General features: G+C 56.7%; 16 protein-coding genes. 10 read left to right on the top strand and 6 right to left on the bottom strand.

What is annotated here, in order from left to right; all coding sequences use genetic code 11:
• Positions 1 to 78: 78 nt before the first annotated feature.
• On the bottom strand, positions 79 to 1,311 hold the full coding sequence (locus FCH38_RS22415) for a polysaccharide pyruvyl transferase family protein (RefSeq protein WP_174375213.1): 1,233 nt from the start codon (positions 1,309 to 1,311) through the stop codon (positions 79 to 81).
• 270 nt (positions 1,312 to 1,581) lie between these two features.
• Between FCH38_RS22415 and FCH38_RS22420 the strand changes: the two genes are divergently transcribed.
• The 6 genes from FCH38_RS22420 to FCH38_RS22445 all read left to right on the top strand — a co-directional run bounded on the left by FCH38_RS22420 (position 1,582) and on the right by FCH38_RS22445 (position 8,098).
• A complete protein-coding gene (locus FCH38_RS22420; RefSeq protein ID WP_174375214.1) occupies positions 1,582 to 2,781 on the top strand; it encodes a glycosyltransferase family 4 protein in 1,200 nt (399 codons plus the stop codon).
• Between the two features lie 79 nt (positions 2,782 to 2,860).
• Entirely contained in the window at positions 2,861 to 4,105 is a 1,245-nt protein-coding gene (locus FCH38_RS22425) for a DUF4038 domain-containing protein (protein ID WP_236776681.1), read from the top strand.
• Positions 4,106 to 4,360: 255 nt separating this feature from the next.
• Complete coding sequence (locus tag FCH38_RS22430; protein ID WP_174375215.1) at positions 4,361 to 5,506, top strand: MraY family glycosyltransferase; 1,146 nt, start codon at positions 4,361 to 4,363, stop codon at positions 5,504 to 5,506.
• 79 nt (positions 5,507 to 5,585) lie between these two features.
• Positions 5,586 to 6,212, top strand: a complete 627-nt coding sequence (locus FCH38_RS22435) for a YdcF family protein (protein WP_236776682.1) — start codon at positions 5,586 to 5,588, stop codon at positions 6,210 to 6,212.
• Positions 6,209 to 7,486 carry a hypothetical protein gene (locus tag FCH38_RS22440; RefSeq protein ID WP_174375217.1) on the top strand — a complete coding sequence of 426 codons (1,278 nt, stop codon included), beginning with the start codon at positions 6,209 to 6,211 and terminating at the stop codon, positions 7,484 to 7,486. Before FCH38_RS22435 ends, FCH38_RS22440 begins: the two co-directional genes overlap by 4 nt.
• 3 nt (positions 7,487 to 7,489) lie before the next feature.
• Positions 7,490 to 8,098 (top strand): putative colanic acid biosynthesis acetyltransferase, encoded by a 609-nt coding sequence (locus FCH38_RS22445; protein WP_174375218.1) that lies wholly within the window; start codon positions 7,490 to 7,492, stop codon positions 8,096 to 8,098.
• On the opposite strand, the gene FCH38_RS22450 is transcribed toward FCH38_RS22445, so the two are convergent.
• The 3 genes from FCH38_RS22450 to FCH38_RS22460 are packed head-to-tail and all read right to left on the bottom strand — an operon-like array spanning position 8,062 to position 11,767.
• Positions 8,062 to 9,237 (bottom strand): glycosyltransferase, encoded by a 1,176-nt coding sequence (locus FCH38_RS22450; protein WP_174375219.1) that lies wholly within the window; start codon positions 9,235 to 9,237, stop codon positions 8,062 to 8,064. The two genes, FCH38_RS22445 and FCH38_RS22450, sit on opposite strands and share 37 nt — an antisense overlap.
• Positions 9,234 to 10,517 carry a glycosyltransferase family 4 protein gene (locus tag FCH38_RS22455; RefSeq protein ID WP_174375220.1) on the bottom strand — a complete coding sequence of 428 codons (1,284 nt, stop codon included), beginning with the start codon at positions 10,515 to 10,517 and terminating at the stop codon, positions 9,234 to 9,236. The genes FCH38_RS22450 and FCH38_RS22455 overlap by 4 nt, the downstream gene beginning before the upstream one ends.
• Positions 10,514 to 11,767, bottom strand: a complete 1,254-nt coding sequence (locus FCH38_RS22460) for a glycosyltransferase family 4 protein (RefSeq protein WP_174375231.1) — start codon at positions 11,765 to 11,767, stop codon at positions 10,514 to 10,516. Before FCH38_RS22460 ends, FCH38_RS22455 begins: the two co-directional genes overlap by 4 nt.
• Positions 11,768 to 12,211: 444 nt before the next feature.
• Between FCH38_RS22460 and FCH38_RS22465 the strand changes: the two genes are divergently transcribed.
• From FCH38_RS22465 to FCH38_RS22475, 3 genes are read left to right on the top strand one after another with little or no spacing between them, the layout of a single operon-like run.
• Positions 12,212 to 12,769 carry a hypothetical protein gene (locus tag FCH38_RS22465; protein WP_174375221.1) on the top strand — a complete coding sequence of 186 codons (558 nt, stop codon included), beginning with the start codon at positions 12,212 to 12,214 and terminating at the stop codon, positions 12,767 to 12,769.
• A 26-nt stretch (positions 12,770 to 12,795) separates the two neighbouring features.
• On the top strand, positions 12,796 to 13,326 hold the full coding sequence (locus FCH38_RS22470) for a lipocalin family protein (RefSeq protein WP_174375222.1): 531 nt from the start codon (positions 12,796 to 12,798) through the stop codon (positions 13,324 to 13,326).
• A 20-nt stretch (positions 13,327 to 13,346) separates the two neighbouring features.
• The gene (locus FCH38_RS22475; protein WP_174375223.1) at positions 13,347 to 14,048 is read left to right on the top strand and encodes an SDR family NAD(P)-dependent oxidoreductase; all 702 of its coding nucleotides are present in this window, start codon (positions 13,347 to 13,349) and stop codon (positions 14,046 to 14,048) included.
• A gap of 48 nt (positions 14,049 to 14,096) precedes the next feature.
• On the opposite strand, the gene FCH38_RS22480 is transcribed toward FCH38_RS22475, so the two are convergent.
• Positions 14,097 to 14,384, bottom strand: coding sequence for a hypothetical protein (locus FCH38_RS22480; protein WP_174375224.1), 288 nt, complete (start codon positions 14,382 to 14,384; stop codon positions 14,097 to 14,099).
• A gap of 218 nt (positions 14,385 to 14,602) precedes the next feature.
• Positions 14,603 to 15,253: a hypothetical protein gene (locus FCH38_RS22485; RefSeq protein ID WP_174375225.1), complete on the bottom strand. Its 651-nt coding sequence runs from the start codon at positions 15,251 to 15,253 to the stop codon at positions 14,603 to 14,605.
• Between the two features lie 110 nt (positions 15,254 to 15,363).
• Between FCH38_RS22485 and FCH38_RS22490 the strand changes: the two genes are divergently transcribed.
• Entirely contained in the window at positions 15,364 to 16,200 is an 837-nt protein-coding gene (locus FCH38_RS22490) for a hypothetical protein (RefSeq protein ID WP_174375226.1), read from the top strand.
• Positions 16,201 to 17,348: the final 1,148 nt, after the last annotated feature.

Here is a 17,348-nt window from a genome sequence, read left to right on the forward strand (position 1 = left end):
GGATGCGGTCTACTCCCATCGGGTGTTAACGAGCTTCGGTATTACGTCGAAAGCATCAGGGTGCGGCACAGCGTGCGCCTAAGGCGTAACGCTCTGTGGCGTTGCGACGCCATCCGTTGAGAGAAATTCCCGGCCAAGCAGCGCCTCCTGCTCGGAGAGCTGGCGCTTGAAGCGTTCATTGGCATAGGCAATCCGCTGCCTCACCGCCCCGTCTCCAGCGAGTATCTCCTTCACCAGCCCGATGACGTCCTCGACTTCGAACGTGTCGATGTGCCGGGCAAATTTATCCTGATCGAAATCACTCATAAGGTCGTTGAACTTGCGGGCATAACCTATTGATATCGTCGGATTTCCGAGCTTCAGAGAGCAGACGAGGCCATGATATCGCGACACCACGGCAAGATCGATTGCCGCCATTTGTTGCATGATATCGCGCAGCGTTGCCGCCGAGCTGATCTCGATCTGCGACATCTCATCCTCAGAGAGCATATCCGTCAGCAGAAACATCAGATCCGCGCAGGCGACCTTATCCGTAACGTCGCCCATCAAAAGCGTGATGCGATGGCCTTCACCGATCAACCAGCTCACGAGCCGTGAGAGCTTGTGGATATAGGCTTTGTAAATCTGGGCGGCCTCGGGATCGTTGTGACGCCAGCCGCGATAGTCCATGACGCCGACGCCTATTCTCATGACGCCGTCGGCGGAGCTCTCCTGGTGTGGCACAGGAACAGGAAGATCAAAGGCGATATCGGGGTAACGATGGTCTCGCGACACGTCAACACCGATCATTTTCATATAGTTGAGCGAGAAATCGTCCCGGTAGGATCGATAGGAGGCCATCTGTGCGGCGGAGCGCAGGAACCAGCGGCTGAGACGGCTTTTCATCGGACCGGCGCCGATGCTGACGAAAGCGATCCGCGTGTTACGAAGGCGTGCGACGAGACACCAGCAAAACACGACAAAAGGCCAGCCGAACCATTTTTCCTGAAAATCATCGAGGATGCCGGTCCCCGGTATGATCATCAGGTCGGCTTTGTCGAAATGAAACAGGGAACTGAGCAGTAGCTGCAAGCGTCGCGGCACCTTGCCGAGCATCTTGTCCAGTTGCCTCATCCACGCATTCGTCAGGGGAGGCCCCCCAACGCCCATCGAACGAATATTGAACTTCGCGCTGACGACGGTCGGACTTGCGCAGATACACAGCAGATCGGCATCGGGCCTCATCCTGCGCAGATAGAGGAGCATGGCTTCCAGCGATCCGTCATTGCCCGAATTGCCGGAGCCGAATTGTCCAAGGAGAGTGATCCTCATTTATTTTCCAATCGCAGCACGGCGCCGACACGCTCGATATGGCATTGATATCTGCTGGATCAGGACGACCCCACACCGACATTCGGGTTGGGCCTTACGCCAAACGAATAGTCTGGCCGAAGCAAACCTCTCAAAGGAAGATACAGCTAAGCCTAAGATGCAGCTGCCTGTCATTCCGTGGCTTTCTAGTATGTCTCGTTAGCCGCCACTTGAGCCATCCGCCGTTGATCCATTGCGGTGTGGTTGCGGGTGCAAGAGCGAGAGTGTCCCATGAAGCTTGCCTATTTTGTGCTTCCCCATATCGGCGGCACCTATTCCGTCTTCAAACATCTTCGCAAAGGCCTCGCTGCCTATGGCATCGACGTTCGATGGCTCGGCGTGTGCAAGGAAACATATGGGCTGCCGGTCGATCTGCAGGATGAAAAGGCATTCGGTCAACTGCTGCGCATGCCCGTCAATCTCAGCGAACGTGATTGCGCAGGGCAGATGGCGGCAGCTATCGAAGAGGGCGGGTTCGACGGCGTGATCGTCAACGTCCTTGGCGATAAGTTGCAGACAAATATCGCGCGTTATCTCCCCGAAGGCATTCTGCGTATTCTCGTCGTCCATAATATCTCGCCTGGAACATACGCGGCCGCGCGTGCGGTCCGCGACTATGCCCATGTGACGATCGGCGTGTCGGAGCGGTGCCGTGCCGATCTGGTCGCGCGCAACGGTTTTTCGAAGGATCGCACCTACGCAATCCCGAATGCGGTGGACAGCGATGCGTTCCGCAGTCAGGCGGTTCGACGCCTCAACCGGGGGCCGGAACTCAAGGCTCTCTTCGTCGGGCGCATTGAAGACGCGTCGAAGGGCGTGATGTGGCTGCGGGAAATACTGGATGCGTCGCCCGAGGCGGTGCGCCTGACGATCGTCGGAGATGGGCCGGACATGGGCAAACTCCAGCGAAGATTGGCCGGCCACGGCGGTCGCGTCAGTTATGCAGGAGCCGTCCAGCTTTCCGACATACCCGTCATCATGGCCAGTCACGATGTTCTCATCATGCCGTCGCGCTTCGAGGGGCTTGGCATGACGATGATCGAGGCAATGGCCGGCGGCTGTGTCCCGGTCGTGTCGCATATCCGCGGGGTGACTGACACGATCGTCGAGACGGGCCGAAACGGCTTCCTGTTCCCCATCGGCAATTATACGGCAGCGGCCAACGCCATCGCACGCTTGCATGCCGATCGCGACCTTCTCGAGCGAATGTCGATTGCGGGAAAGGAAATGGTCCTGAACCTCTTCAGCATCGAGCGGATGGCCGCACGCTATAACGAAGTCATCACCGGGACACTGAACGACCGTCCAGGCCTGTCAACAGTGCTGAGGATGGAGGACTGGTCCATTCCCGCCGGGTTGAGGCCGGGCTTTAGAACCTATTTGCCATTGCCATTGAAAAACTGGCTCCGCGTCGTTCGTGAACGGCTCTGAAGCGATGATCGACGATCAGCGGCGACTTGGACATCTGTGCAGCGTCTTGCTTCTTTGGCTATGCATGTTTTCGACCTGTATGGCACAGGATACCGCGTTTCCGCTGCGAACGGCGCAGGACGGTCAATATCTGGAGGACAGCAAGGGTCTGCCATTCCTTGTTATCGGCGACAGTGCCTGGTCGCTGATTGGCGATACCTCCATCCCCGATGCGGAATTTTATCTGGAAACCCGAAAGCGGCAGGGCTTCAACACCGTGCTCGTATCGCTGATCGAGCATCAGTTCTCCCGCAAGGCGCCGGCAAACTTCTACGACGAAAAACCTTTTGTCGGCGCTCCATTCGATCGACCGAACGAGGCCTATTTCGACAGGGCAGAAGCGTTCATAAAGGCAGCCGCCAGTCGCAACCTGCTGGTGCTTCTCTGCCCGGCCTATATGGGCGCGCGCGGTGGGCCGGAAGGATGGTATCAGGACATGGTCGCAGCCGGGCCGGAAAAGCTTCGGGCCTATGGACGCTATGTCGGACAACGTTTTGCGAAGTACCCGAACATCATCTGGGTGCAGGGCGGAGATTATGATCCGCCCGATCGTAACCTGGTCACGGCTGTTGTCATGGGGATCGCGGAAACCAATCCTTCTGCATTGCAGACCTTCCATGGCAATCCCGACACCGTGACGAGCGATTTTTGGCGGGATGCGTCCTGGCTCGATATTGATTCGATTTATACGTACCACAATGTCGCGACGGCGGTGCTGGATCGTTATCGATCTGGACCGCGACGGCCTTTTTTCCTGATCGAAAGCGCTTATGAAGGCGAAAACAATGTCAGGGAACGTCAGGTTCGTCTTATTGCCTATGGCGCCATGCTGTCGGGAGCGAGTGGTCAGCTTTACGGCAACAATCCGGTCTGGCATTTTTCCGCCGCCGGGCTTTATGACGCAAAGGACAGCTGGCAGGATTCGCTCAACAGCCGTGGCGCTCAAAGCATCACCCATCTGGCAGCGCTTTTCAGTCAACTGGCGTGGTGGAAGCTCGTGCCGGATCAGGGAAGCCTGCTGAAAAGCGATGGGGACGCATTCGCGGCGCGCGACAGGGATGGCGCGTTCGCCTTGATCTATCTCGACACGCCTTCCGTTACCATCGATCTCGACAGTCTGGCAGCCGGCGAGAAAACCCTTCGCTGGTACGATCCGTCGAACGGACTTTACATCGAACCGATCGAGCGTCTAGGCCGCAGCGGCGTTCGCAACGTCACCGTCCCCGCATCGGCGAATGCCTCTGGCTTTCAGGATTGGATCGCCATTATCTCCGCTCGGAAATGATCGCCCCCAGACGTTGTTGGCTGCCGAGTCGTTCATTCGTTGTCACCGGCAGTCAAGGTCGTGGCCCTAGCTCTTTCGATGGTTGATCCGGTCTGGGAGTAGGCAGGGTAGATGTTAATGGCGACACCCTCTCCCTTTGGTGGATTCCACACGCCTTTTGCCCGCATACCCCTCAGGGCCGGTGTTTTTTAGGATCGTCATGAGGCGACTATCGTTGCAAGTGGGCCGCCAAGGTTCATAGCGTGGGGATCAGACATGTCGGGGATACTCTTCAACACCATCGCTACCTTCATCCTGTGCGTATCTCTCATTGTCCTTCTCAGGCGCCTGACCATTGCGTTTCAGCTTGTGGATCGCCCCGATTCAATCCGCAAACGCCACACCGGAGCCGTTCCGCTGTGCGGCGGCATAGCAATCTTTTCCGCCTTCGCCGTTGCCGCCTTTGTTGGCGGGTGGAGCGCGGCTCTCGGCATGAACTTCTGGCTCGGGCTGGCGGTCATTCTGCTGATGGGCGTCGTTGACGATCGCAGGCCGCTACCGGCAGCAGGACGCCTTGTCATGCAACTGGCAATGGCGATTGCGCTCGTAGGTGGTGCCAATATCGGCTCTCTTTCTGTCGGCGTGCTTTTCACGCAGAATTCGGAATTGTTCCTGCCGCTGTTTTTCGTCATCGGCGTTCTCTTCGTCACCGGGCTGGTGAATTCGTGGAACATGCTGGATGGCGTGGACGGGCTTGCGGGTGGCACCGCCGGCGTCGCGTTGATCTGGCTGATGATCGTGGCGATCTTCGCAGGCGTCGGCGACATCATTCCGCCGCTTCAGGCGCTTTCGGTATGCCTCTGCGCTTTTCTGGTCTTCAACATGCGCGGCCCATGGCGCGCAAGGGCGAGCATATTCCTCGGTGATGCGGGCAGCACTGCGCTCGGCGCAACGATAGCCTACGTGATCATCCTGCTGGCAACCAGAAGCAGTGCGGTATCCTTTCCGGCTTTACTCTGGATCGTCATTCTGCCGATCACCGATACGCTCAGCCTGATTGTCCGTCGCATCCTGCACGGTCGCAGTCCAATGTCGGCCGATCGCTGGCACTTTCATCATCTGCTTCTCGACTACGGTCTCACGCCGGCAGCGGCAACGAACACGCTGATCGTCATTTCCTTCATTTGCGGAAGCATCGGTTTTGCCGGGATAAAAGCCGGCATCCCGGCGGAAATAATGGCCGCAGGCCTTCTCGTGCCGATTGCCCTCCACACCATATTCGTCCTTGCCGCGACAGGCTCTCTCTCGAAAATCCTGCTTCACAGGGGCAATATCGACGTCTACCGCGAGGTAGTGCGTCTGCCCGTCGTTGCCAACGCCGCGTCGGAGCCAAGAGCGATACAATCGCCGAATGAAGAGTAATCGCATCATGAAATCGCCGTGGCCCGGACCGCGAATTCCCGCAAAGGCCGTTTCGAAAGGGCGGCCCTGGCGTTCGCGCATGTCGCGCAACATCAAAAACAACTGGCTGTCGAAACGGAGTTCGATTTGCCTGGGTGCCATCATCTTGAGTGCAATCGGCCTCTACGGACTGGCACTCGTTTCGGCAGGATCTCTCCTTGTGGTGGAGGATCCGCCGGCGCAGGCCGATGTCATCGTGGTTCTGGGCGGTAACGGGCCTCCTAGAGCGGCTCAGGCGGCAAAACTCTGGCATGAGGGACGGGCGCCCCTCGTTCTGGTGGTTGGCTACGGGGATTGCGACTTCATTCGAGACATGCTGGTGCAGTTGGGGGTCAATGTCGCAGCCATTTCAAAAGAATGTCTTTCGCTCAGCACTTGGGAAAACGCGACCTTCGCAGAGCCGATACTGACTGGAATGGCAGCAAGGCGCGCCATTCTGGTCACGAGCTGGTTTCATTCACGGCGTGCGGTAAAGCGCTTCCGGTTTGTGATGCCTCAAATCGAGTGGATTTCCCTTCCTGCGCACAGGACCGTGCCGCTGTGGCGGCTTGCCGTGGACGCCGATGGTGTTCAGGTTTTCAAGGAGTACGCCAAAACGCTCTTTTACGACCTCAGAAGCAGTTTCGTGCGGGATTTGCCTCCGGTTCAGGCAGGGATCGCTTCATGAACACGCTTCTGGTTTTCTGCCTTTTCGGTGGTGTTGTCCTGCTCATTTGTTGGGGAATGATGCGCCGGGAGCGAATTTACGAGTTCCCGTTTTTGACGGGCGTCATCACGTTCAGTTTCATCCTGCCGCAGGTTCCGGGCCTCGCGTCAGAAAGATTCCTGCCGGAAGGCGCGTTTGCCAGAGCCGCGCTGTTCATGATGCTGTGCCTTTTCATGTGCTGGTGGGGATGGAGCCGAACGACAAAACCCTTTGCATTCTTCCGGATCGATTTCGATGAAACACGTCTGCTGCTCGTCGCTGCCGTTCTCTCGGTCGCCGGGGCCTACTTCTATTTCAAGCTGAGCCGTTTGCCGGGGGAGTTGACCATTGCGGTGCAGATGACCGGTGTTCCGGTCATGTACATCTTCTTTTCGCGGCTGTTGAGTTATGGTCTGGCCATTGCGGTGCTCTGCCTTGCACGACGATTTTCCTGGCTGGCGCTGGTCGTCCTCGCCTTCGATCTCGTCTTTTATCTGGATCGCATCGTGATAACGGGAAAGCGCGCCGAAGCGGTGGAACTCATCATGATGTTTGCGCTGGCATGGTGGTTTCACAAAGGATGGGCGATCCCGCGCATCCTCGTCATCATTGCGCTTTTCCTCGGTACACTGTCGATGAACAGCATGGGCGACTACCGCGCCATTACCAAGGCCAACGACGCGCCCGTCTGGGATGACATCAAGAAGATAGATTTCGTCGGCAATCTTGAAAAGGTGTTCCGGGATGGCGGCGACGAGATGCGCAATGCGATCATGCGGATCGACGACACCGCAAGCACGCTGCAATTCGACTACGGCAAGTTCCATTGGAACAGACTGGTGTTCAACTTCGTGCCCGCGCAGCTGGTGGGCGTGGAGGTCAAGCAATCCTTCATGCTGCCTGTCCCGGTCCAATCGCGCGACTACAATCCCGTCCTCGGCACGACGGAGACCGGGATGGCGGATGCGTTCGGGTCGTTCTGGTATCTGGGAGCGTTCAAGTTTTTCCTGCTCGCCTATCTGGTGCGCCGGATCTGGGTGACCGCGAACATGGGCGAGTTTGCGGCGCAATTCACCTATCTGTTGTCGATCGTACCTTCCATGCACGCCATATCGCATCAGACCGACTGGGTTCTGATGGTCTGGGTGCATATGCTGATGTTTGCAGCGCCGGCGCTGGCATTTGCCGTCATACCCGCGCGCGAGCAGCAGCGTCGGTACGAAATACCATCTTTGACGTCTCAGGCCGGAGGGTAGGCGATGCGCTCACGATACGACGATCCCGGCTTTCAGCATGCGACGACGCCGCTGCCGCGTTTCGGCGGTCCGACCTTTGCCTTGCATTTCCGGTTGAAACGGCTGGGATGGATGATCGTCTGGCGGCTCCTCGCCAGCTGGACGCCGCCGCCGATGCGGCGCTGGCGCAATTTTCTCCTGCGCAGTTTCGGCGCGCGCCTGCATGCCACCGCGATGGTGCATTCCGGGGCGATCGTGTGGTGGCCGGGGCATCTCGTCATGGAGCGTCACACATCTCTCGGACCCGGCGTGATCTGCTACAACGTCGACATGATCACCATCCGCCAATATGCCTCGGTGTCGCAACGTGCCCATCTGTGCACCGGCTCGCATGACGTTCAGGATAGCGCATTTCCCCTCGTGACGCGGCCGGTGATGATCGAGGAGGACGCGTGGGTGGCAGCGGAAGCTTTCGTCGGTCCGGGTGTCGTCGTCGGCAAGGGGGCCGTGCTCGGTGCACGTGCCGTTACAGTGAAGTCTCTGGAGCCGTGGACGATTTATGTCGGCAACCCGGCAAGGCCGGTCGGCTCCCGCCGTCAGGAAGCGGCTGCGTCCGGCGCGCTCAACCGATAACCCTCCAGCGTGGCATGGGCGATGGCCGGCCAGGTGAATTTCTCCAGCACAAGCCGACGGCCGTTTTCGCCCATCGTTCTCGATTTGGCCGGGTTGGCGAGAACGCTTGCCAGGGCCTTGGCAACCTCGGCCGCATCAACCGCGACGATAAGCCCGGCGTCGGCAGAACCAACTTCGGGAAAGTGGCACTGGTCGGTGATCACCACAGGCGTACCGCAGGCGAGCGCTTCGGTGATCGCCATGCTGAAACCTTCCTGCCGGCTTGGCAGGCAGAAGCAGTCGGCATCGACCATGGCTTCGAGCTTCGCTTCGCCGTAGATGGCTCCGACCATAAAGACCCGGTCCCGGATGTTCAGTTTTTTGACCAGGTGCATAAAATGGCCCTCTGCTCCACCCGGTGGACCTGCAACGACAAGATCAACGTCGACATAGGTTTCACAGATAGCCGCGAAGGCCGAGGCGAGAATGTCGATACCCTTTTTGATGTGCAGGCGGGACAGGAACAGAATGTAACGCCTGCCATGCGCCAGGGCGATTTTCTGCTTGAAATGTCCTCGGGCCGGCAGGGGATCGAATTCCTCGGCGAAAACCCCGTTTGGTATGATCAGATTGCGTGCCTGGAAATTCAGCGGCTCTACGGCGGCCATTTCATCGACGTTCAGCAGATGTAGAAAAGCAGCCTCGTTCAGCATCTTGCGATAACAGAGCATCAGGGCGATTTTCTTTTTCCACGATCGCTGTCCAAGGCTCCAGTGATCCAGCATGCCGGCCGGGCAAATGCAGTAGGGGACGCCTGCAGCGCGGGCCAGCTTGGACGCATAGAGCAGAAATGGCTCCCATACGCCGTGAATATGCATGAAGGATGCATCTTTCAGCAAGGCTTTCAGCATGCGCCGGCCCCTGAAGCAGAACAGCGTCTCCAGCCTCCCGGCTGGCTGCAGCAGATGCCAGTGGATATTTTCGAAATGCGGTATGCTGCGACCGATTTCCTTGACCTGTGCCTCGATGGCGGCGTCGCCATAGCTGACGATATTCACATCCAGGCCCAGCCCGGCCTGCGCGGCGGCAAGGCGCATGGCAACGGCCTGCAACCCGCCATGCTTGGGATCAATCGAAGCGATGACGTGGATAATCTTCATAGCTGGCTATTCCCCCCATACCGCGCGTTGTCCGTCTGGCAAAGACCGGCGGAATCCGACAGATGCGGCCCGGACAGGGCGGCAAGAAGCCGCTCGCCATAAGCCTCCACTGTATGTTCGGCCGCGCGCAGCAGTGCATTGGCGGACATGCTCCGCCGCAGCTCGGGATTGTCGGCGAGCGCCCGCACCGCAGTCGCGATCGCTTGTGGATCGCAGACGGGAACGATGAAACCTTCAATCCCGTCGCGAACCACACTGCCGGTGTTTTCCGTCGTTATGACCGGCAGTCCCGCTGCCAGCGCTTCATAGACGGCGGTCGCAGACCCTTCGCAGAGCGACGGCAGCAGAAAGACATCCGCCCACAGAAACTCCTCGGCAATCTGCGAGCGCGGAACGATACCCCTCAGCTCGACCCATTGCGAAATCTCCTGCTTGACGTCATCGGGCAGGCGAACGCGGCCCGCCATCCGGAAGCGGGCGGCACCGTCCATCAATCTGGCGGCTTCCACGACATAGGGCGATCCCTTGCGCAGCCCGACTTCACCCACGGTCAGAACCCTGATCGGCCCCGGCATGCGCGCTGGTCTGTCGATGGCAGCCGTGACATTGACCCCATAGGGCACGACGACACACCGGTCGCCCGGCCCGCCGCAGGCAACGACGTGTCTGCGGACAAATTCCGACGGGCAGACGATGATATCCGCCAGACGCCATTCGGCTTTTTCCCGATCGGCGAATAGACGTGCATGCGGATTATCCCGCACAGGCCCGGCCCACGCCGGAAACCGCATCATTTCCTGGTCCAGAAGCGTTTCCACGACATCGCGTGGCGCGATCATCTGCTCGACTGCGGTCCACAGGCCCTGCTGTTTAGCTGCCCTCATCTGTTCCAGTGCGTCGCCGCTGAAGGCGTATAGCCCAGCGGCGCCATGGAAGCCGCGCCGGGCGACCATTTCGGAAAAAACCGACCCGGCCCAGATCGCGTGGGAGGTTTCCTCGACGACGTCTTTGGTGCGCATGTGGCGCAGCACGGAACGGAGGCCAAAGCCGGAAAACACCGTCGTCAGCGCTGTCGGCACGCCTTTGGGCATCCGGCCGGCCAGCCGTTTGACAGGTGCGGGATAAAGGGTGGCCGGAAATGAATTGACGATCCGGGGCCAGCCCTTCGTGGCGCATATGTCAGTGTAAAAATGCGCAAGGCGGCCGGCGGATGCGAATATCCTCGGCACGGCATAATGCATGCGGGCGCCGAGCTGGCTGACGACGACTTTGTCTTTCATGACGAGACACCTTGAGCGATAGGGGGCCTGGAAGGCTCAACAGTCTGTAGCCCGGCCATCAGCGCCGCCCAGGCATCCGCCGCCTTTTCTCGGGAATAATCGGCACAAAGCAGCCGCCTTGCCGCATCACCCATTGCTTTGCAGGTATCTGGGTCATCGCAAAGCGTCTCGATGATGCCGGCAAGCCTATCGGTATCGCCGATTTCGACGTTGCTGCCGCATCCCTTGGCTCTGAGAACGCGCGGCACTTCTCCATCCGCATCGCCGACGAAGATCGTCGGCCGCCCGGCCGCCAGGATGCCATAGAATTTGCTTGGAATAATGCAATGTTCCAGTTCCGGCAGCAGCGAAACCAGATGCACGTCCGCAACGCTCAGGCTTTCAGCAAGGTTCTCAACGGGCTGTAGCGGCTTGAAGATGACGTTCTGAAGACCGAGATCCTGAACGACACTCTTCACAGCCCCGTGCTGGTGTCCGCCGCCAATGAGGAGGAACCGAATATCCGGCCGGTGCTCGAGACGCTTCGCCGCCGCCAGCAGAGTGCCGAACTCATGCGCCCGCCCGAAGTTTCCCGAATAGCCAACGACAAACACATCCTGTAGTCCCCACGCCTTCCGCAGGCTGTTGTCTTGGCGCAAGACAGGATAGATTTCCTCGCCATCCGACCAGTGATGCAGGACACCGACGCGATCCTTTGCAAGGCCTCGCGTAAAGAGGAATTCCGCCATCTTGTCAGTAGGGCAGACAACCATGCCGGGCGACTGCAAAGACCAGTTGCGCGCCCGCGTCAGCCATGGCGCAAGCCACCGTGCCCGTTTCCTGAAAAATCCAAGCTCGATCGCCGTCTCCGGAAACAGATCCATGATCCAGTTCACCATGAGAGCGCCCTTGAGGCGGATCGCGATGCTACTCGTAACGGAGAGGAGCGGAGGATCGGTGCAGACAATAACCGTATCCGTCGCCCGAACGTTGCGCAGAAGCCAGACGAATGCCAGCACCTGAAAAAGAAGATAATCAATGCTCCGGCGCATGAGGCTGTGCCGACCGAAGCGGCCGCTTGCGAGCCGTCGAATCTGTACACCCCGAACGGTCTCGGTTGCCGGCAACACGCTGCCGGGATGATTGTGTATTTCGCGACTTGCAACAACAGTCACATTCATTCCGCGCTGCGCCATCGAAATGGCCAGCGACGATATCATCCGGCTTGTCGCCGACTGGTCGGGGAAACCGTATCTGTTCAGGAAGATCATCCTCACGCCTTTTTCTCCCGCCAAATGCCCGCCCCTGAAGAAGCATTCTTGGCGAGGTGAAAACAGGCGGCAAGCTGGTCGTAAGGACTAGGTGGGGCATGATACGGAGTGGCCAATACTCCGAAGTTGGCGATGTACTATCCCTTTGGTAGCCAAAACGCAGATGACGCCCTTATGGGTTAGTAAATCCGTAAATGCTTCGGCCAATAAAACTTGGCGCTCAGAGCAAACCCAGAGCGCACGACCATACAAACCGGATCGCCCGATGGGGCAGGCCACTTGGCCAGAAAACGAAAAATGCGGGATAGACGAGCGCTACATCCGGTTTGCGTGTCGATTTACGGCATCGCCATCGCAGTTTTATCTCGCGAATGAAACCAAACCAATCGCTTCGTCGTATCTAGGCCAGCGGCCTTAAGTGGCGTTAACGGAGAAGACGGCCTGATGGAGCTTGGAAGAGATGATAGGCGGACGGGTCTGTCCGTAACCGATGACCTGACAAAGGCGACACTGACCGTTGCCTGGGTCATCATCCTCAACAAGCCGTTTTATCCGCTTTATGTCTGGTATCTGGTCGATGCCGATGCTGCTGTGGCATCGCTCGTTACCCTGCTATCGGTGCCGTTTTTCCTTGCTATCCCGTTTCTGGCAAAGAAATCCCATCTGGCTGCACGCCTGGCGCTTCCTCTTGTGGGAACGCTCGATACTTTGTTTGAAACGGCGATATTCGGCCACGCATCCGGCACAGAATTTTTCTTTGCGGCCTGCATCATGCTGGCGGCCATCTCGTTCCGTGCGGACGAGAAACTCTGGCAATATGCGACGGCAATTCTTGTCTTTATCGCCTTCTTCTGCTCGCGCACATTTCTGGGCGCGGCGCTGCAATCCTGGTCGGCAGATGATCTTGCGACGCTTCTTAATCTCAACGCGTTCTCCGCTGCCGGCCTCATGGCCTTTATCGCGCTTCGATATGCCGGCTTGTCACGGCGAACTGAGACCTGAACCCGATTGATCGACAGGAGGAGTTTATGCAGAAAAATCGCAAGCGCATCATAGGTGCGCTGACATTTTCGCTGTTTCTATTCGCGGGCTCGCTCGCCGCGGCAGCCCCCAAGCCCGTTGCCGTTGATGCCGATCACTATCGTGGCACATGGCTGGAAATCGGCCGCATGCCGATGTTTCTGACGGACGGATGCGTTGCCGGCTATTCCACCTACCGACAGGGTAAGTCGGCCGATGAAGTGCTGGTAGAAGACGGCTGCCGCGAAGGCACGCCCCAGGGCAAATTGAAGACCATCAACGGTATTGGAAAGATCGAGGACTTCGCGTCAAACAAGGCGAAGATGAGGGTTCGATACCCGCTCCTGATCACGTTCAATTACTGGGTGCTCTATAAATCCCCTGACAAGTCGTGGTTCATCAGCGCCAATCCATCCACAGAAGATGTCTGGGTTTACGCTCGCAGCATCCCCTCCAAGGCGAAGCTCAACAGGATGATGATGAAAGTGCGTGAGCTGGGCTACGATGTCAAAAAGCTTGAGTTTCCCGCCCAGAGATAACCGCTGACGGGAGCGCCTTCATGACAGCCTCGTTTGAAAGCGGCTATAGAGCCATCGTTATCGGTGCGTCCGGCGGTATTGGCGCGGCACTGCTTGCGCGCCTCAAGGCCGATCCCCGGTGCGCGCTCGCTTTGCCTCTGTCTCGCAGCCGCGATGGTCTCGATATCACCGACGAGACGACGGTCCATGAAGCCGCAGCCCGTCTGGAGGACCAGCGCGGTTCATTCGATCTGATCTTCAACGCAACGGGTGCTTTGGTGGTCGATGGTGCCGGCCCGGAAAAGTCTATACGGGCGATCAACGCCGGTCACATGGCGAAACAATTTGCAGTCAATGCCATAGGGCCTGCACTGCTCCTGAAATATTTCACGCCGCTTTTGCAACGGGACAGGCGAAGCGTCTTTGCCTCGCTGTCGGCGCGTGTTGGCTCGATTGGCGATAACCGGCTGGGCGGGTGGATTTCCTATCGCGCCGCGAAGGCCGCTCAAAATCAGATCATTCGAACCGCGGCGATAGAAATTGCCCGCACCAACCGCCAAGCCATCATCGTCGCGCTGCATCCCGGAACAGTCGATACGGACCTTTCCCAGCCGTTTTCGAAGGGCAGAGACCGGTTTACCCCGGATCAATCGGCTGCGCGCCTTTTGGAAACGATCGACGGTCTAAACCAGAGCCAGACAGGGCAATTTTTTGCCTATGATGGCTCAGCGATCCAATGGTGAGTTCTGGCGTATGTGGTCGCTACCAACAGTCCGGTACCAGTGCAGTGATCAGCCCCTCAATGTCGGATAATCCCAGTTCCCTTTCAATCGATCGCGGGCGCGATCCAACAAGTCGCGATATTCAGCTTTGATAGGGCAGATCAATTGCTTCTCAAGGTCAGCCAACAGTTTATGCAGTACAGCGCCCTCGGCGGTGCTTTCGAAACAAGAGGCCTCCGGTGTTGACGCATTGTTGTCTTCGCACCACCGCGATAACAGCTCGAATAGCACGATTGACTCCTCGGGCGTGAGTTGGATTTGCGCGCTATCCGGCGCTGAGTTCTCTTCAACTGTCATGAGGCAAATTCGCATGGGCTGTGGAGGTCCGCAATGAGCCAATTGCGGTCTTCCGGTTTGCGCCAATAGCGGACATCCTAATAGTGTGCAGGAATGTCAACAATCGACCCGATTCCGCCTTTCAGTGAGCTAATCCATCATCTGGTTAGCGGCCGCTATTGTTTTGCGATCACCTGCAGCCGCCTCGCCCATTTGATCGTTAGAAAGCTCCTGCTCCCTTACTGACCCGATTTGGGCACATCGATTGTGGCGTACTTCGGCCGGTGAAGAAATTGCTCTGGTAAGCGGTCTTCGAGGCCGCGCGCAAATTCCTCAGCTGTCTGAAAGTGTCCGGTCTCGATTAGAGGTTTTATCGCCTCGAAAAGGGACCTATATGAACGTAGATAGGCGGCCGGGTGCTCTCGATTGAGCGCTGGAAGCTGAACACCCAGAGCAGACAATGAGAGCGAGGTGGCGGTGATTTGTCCCGCCACATACGTGAGCTGGTCTTCCATCGAGCCACCTTGATTGGTGATGGCTGTTGCCTTTTCAATAGCTTCTATAGCCAGGCCAATCCGACGAGACGCTTCTACCGCATCGGCTGTTACTACTAATGTGTCGCCAGTGGCGATCTCAGGCCGAGAGCTTTTGCGCTCCACCATCCAGCGAAAAACATACCCGAATGCAGCGCTGGGAACGGCAACAACGACGACATCGTAAAGTGGCAGCGCGCGTAGAGCCGAAGTCTTATTTAGCAGGAACTGAATCTGGTTACTCGGTCTATCGAACCATCCAAGCTCGGTTCCTAACGCGCTCAGCCACGAAGCCAAAAGTGGCGTGAGCACCAGAGTTACAAATAGCCCACATAAGCCCACGATTATTTTCTTCATGTCAAACCAGCCCAAACTTAGACATCCCAGCGGTTGTGGAAATCTATTTGCAATAATCACTTGTGATTCCGATATCCGCCAGCTAGCCGTAGAGCGGAGGGGGGAATCTTATGGCATTTTCGATTAAATTTCGACTGCAGTTTGAGGGTGATGAGGCTGATTTAAACAGATTGCCAGCGCACGACGGGATGGTTTCGCTCGAAGGGATAAGCTGGTCGTTTTCGGTTCTTGCGAACTACCTTGCGACAGGCAAAATAAAGAAGAGTGGAGTTATGTCCACTGCCGCAATGGTTTACATTGAACCTGCCAGGAAGGGCAGTTTCATAAATGACCTGATTGTCCATGTTTCCGATCCTGACAGTCTTTTTATGACGAAGGCGGTGGGCAAATTCGGAGCCGCCACCCTATCTGCTATCTTCGGCACCTTTGTTGGATATGCCTTGAAAAGTGTCACCGGGCAGCAGGACCGTCTCACATCGCAGGAAAGGCGTTGGCTTTCGAAGTTTCCGAAGGGGGATGTGGAGGCGATGATAGATGCTGTCGAAGCCTCCATTAAACGAGCCCACACGGTCATTGGGGAGGGTGCGACTACCCTTAACATCAAGAAGTCCACCACCAGCTTGCTTACTCTAGACGACGACACAAAAAGCTATGTGAACGCCAACATACCCGGGCTCCAAAATACGACTAAAACCGTTGGCGTTGGAGCATATGACGCCAACAGCGGCAATGGCCGAGTATTTCTCCATGGGGTCGGTAAGACCGTATCTTTCCATGTGGATAAAAAGAAAGTCTCTGCTACGACTAGACAGGCGATAAGCAAGAGTCTTGACCGGTACGTCAATGAGCGCCCAAGCGAAATCGAGGTAGTCTGTGACGAGATACTCGCGCTGGATGGCCGGATTAGAAAGCTCATAATCCACAAAGCGAAATGGGTCCTACCCTAAATCTAGGTGAGGGGAAGTGTCCGACCATCGCGCGAAGCGGTCGTAATCTGACTGTCCGCCACCCACCCTTCCCGGACATGTTAAGTTGGGTCCAGAATGACCGCTTAGGGCCAATTGCGGTCTTCCGCTTTGCGCTAATTGCGGTCACGATCAGGCAAATTTACAGCGCGGAACAGAAGTCACTCATTCACCTAACGCTTCTTTACGGATGTAATAATTAATTCGAATAAGCGGATGATTGTCAGCCGTATGGCATTTATACATCCATCCAAATTCATTTAGGTAATACATGAAAGTTGCCTTGGAGCCCCATAAGACGTAGCATCGGCTGTCCTTCAGTGTCTTGAAAGCTAGGCCCTTTCTGTGAAGACTAGATAGCGCGCGACGCACACTTGAAATTTGGCTGGCACTCAAACGATCTAAAAAGCTTTCGTCGTGATAGTAAAAATGATCATAGTCGAAGTAATGGCTGTTAGTCTTTTCAGGAAAAAATATCGAATATGCAATTCTATCTGTTCTCGCCATAAGCGGGCGCGATAACAGATATTCTTGGACAAGCCTCTCTACGTTCCCTAATCCTCGGCTCATTGAATTACTCCTAGCGCCGATCGTGGAAATAGAAAATGACATGAAGTTGAATGTAGAAGCTGACCAGCGCGACGTAAGGTGATGCATCGACTACCATTTGATTTATGTAATGAAACATAACGTATTTTTCTCCATCGGAAACATTGTTGTTTGATGAAGTTTCAATTTAGTGTCCACACCCTACCACGTGAACACGGAAACACGTTTTCCACAGCGTGCGCAACACTTACAACCTGACAAATTATAGCGTTGCTTAAATCAGGAGTTTTACACTGAAAATCAGCTTTTCAATTCGAACAGTCTGGGAGTTTTGAGAAGTCACACGCAGCTAAAGCAATTGTTCGCTTCGGGCCAGAAGTGGACATAATCATGCTAGCTTGTCGATGAAGCCAAAGCGAAAAGTTGTTTTGACTGGCAGCCGTGGTTGCCGCCCGCATATTTCGACTTGAAAGGATGTATGTTTTCAACGAATTAACGCTGTTCCCCTAGATTCTTTAGCTTTGGGGAAGGCTTTTTGTTTCCCCGTTCATGCCCGCCCTGTTTGCCTGATTTATATTGCC

The sequence above is a fragment of the Agrobacterium tumefaciens genome, assembly GCF_013337285.1.
GTDB classification, from domain to species: Bacteria; Pseudomonadota; Alphaproteobacteria; order Rhizobiales; family Rhizobiaceae; genus Agrobacterium; species Agrobacterium burrii.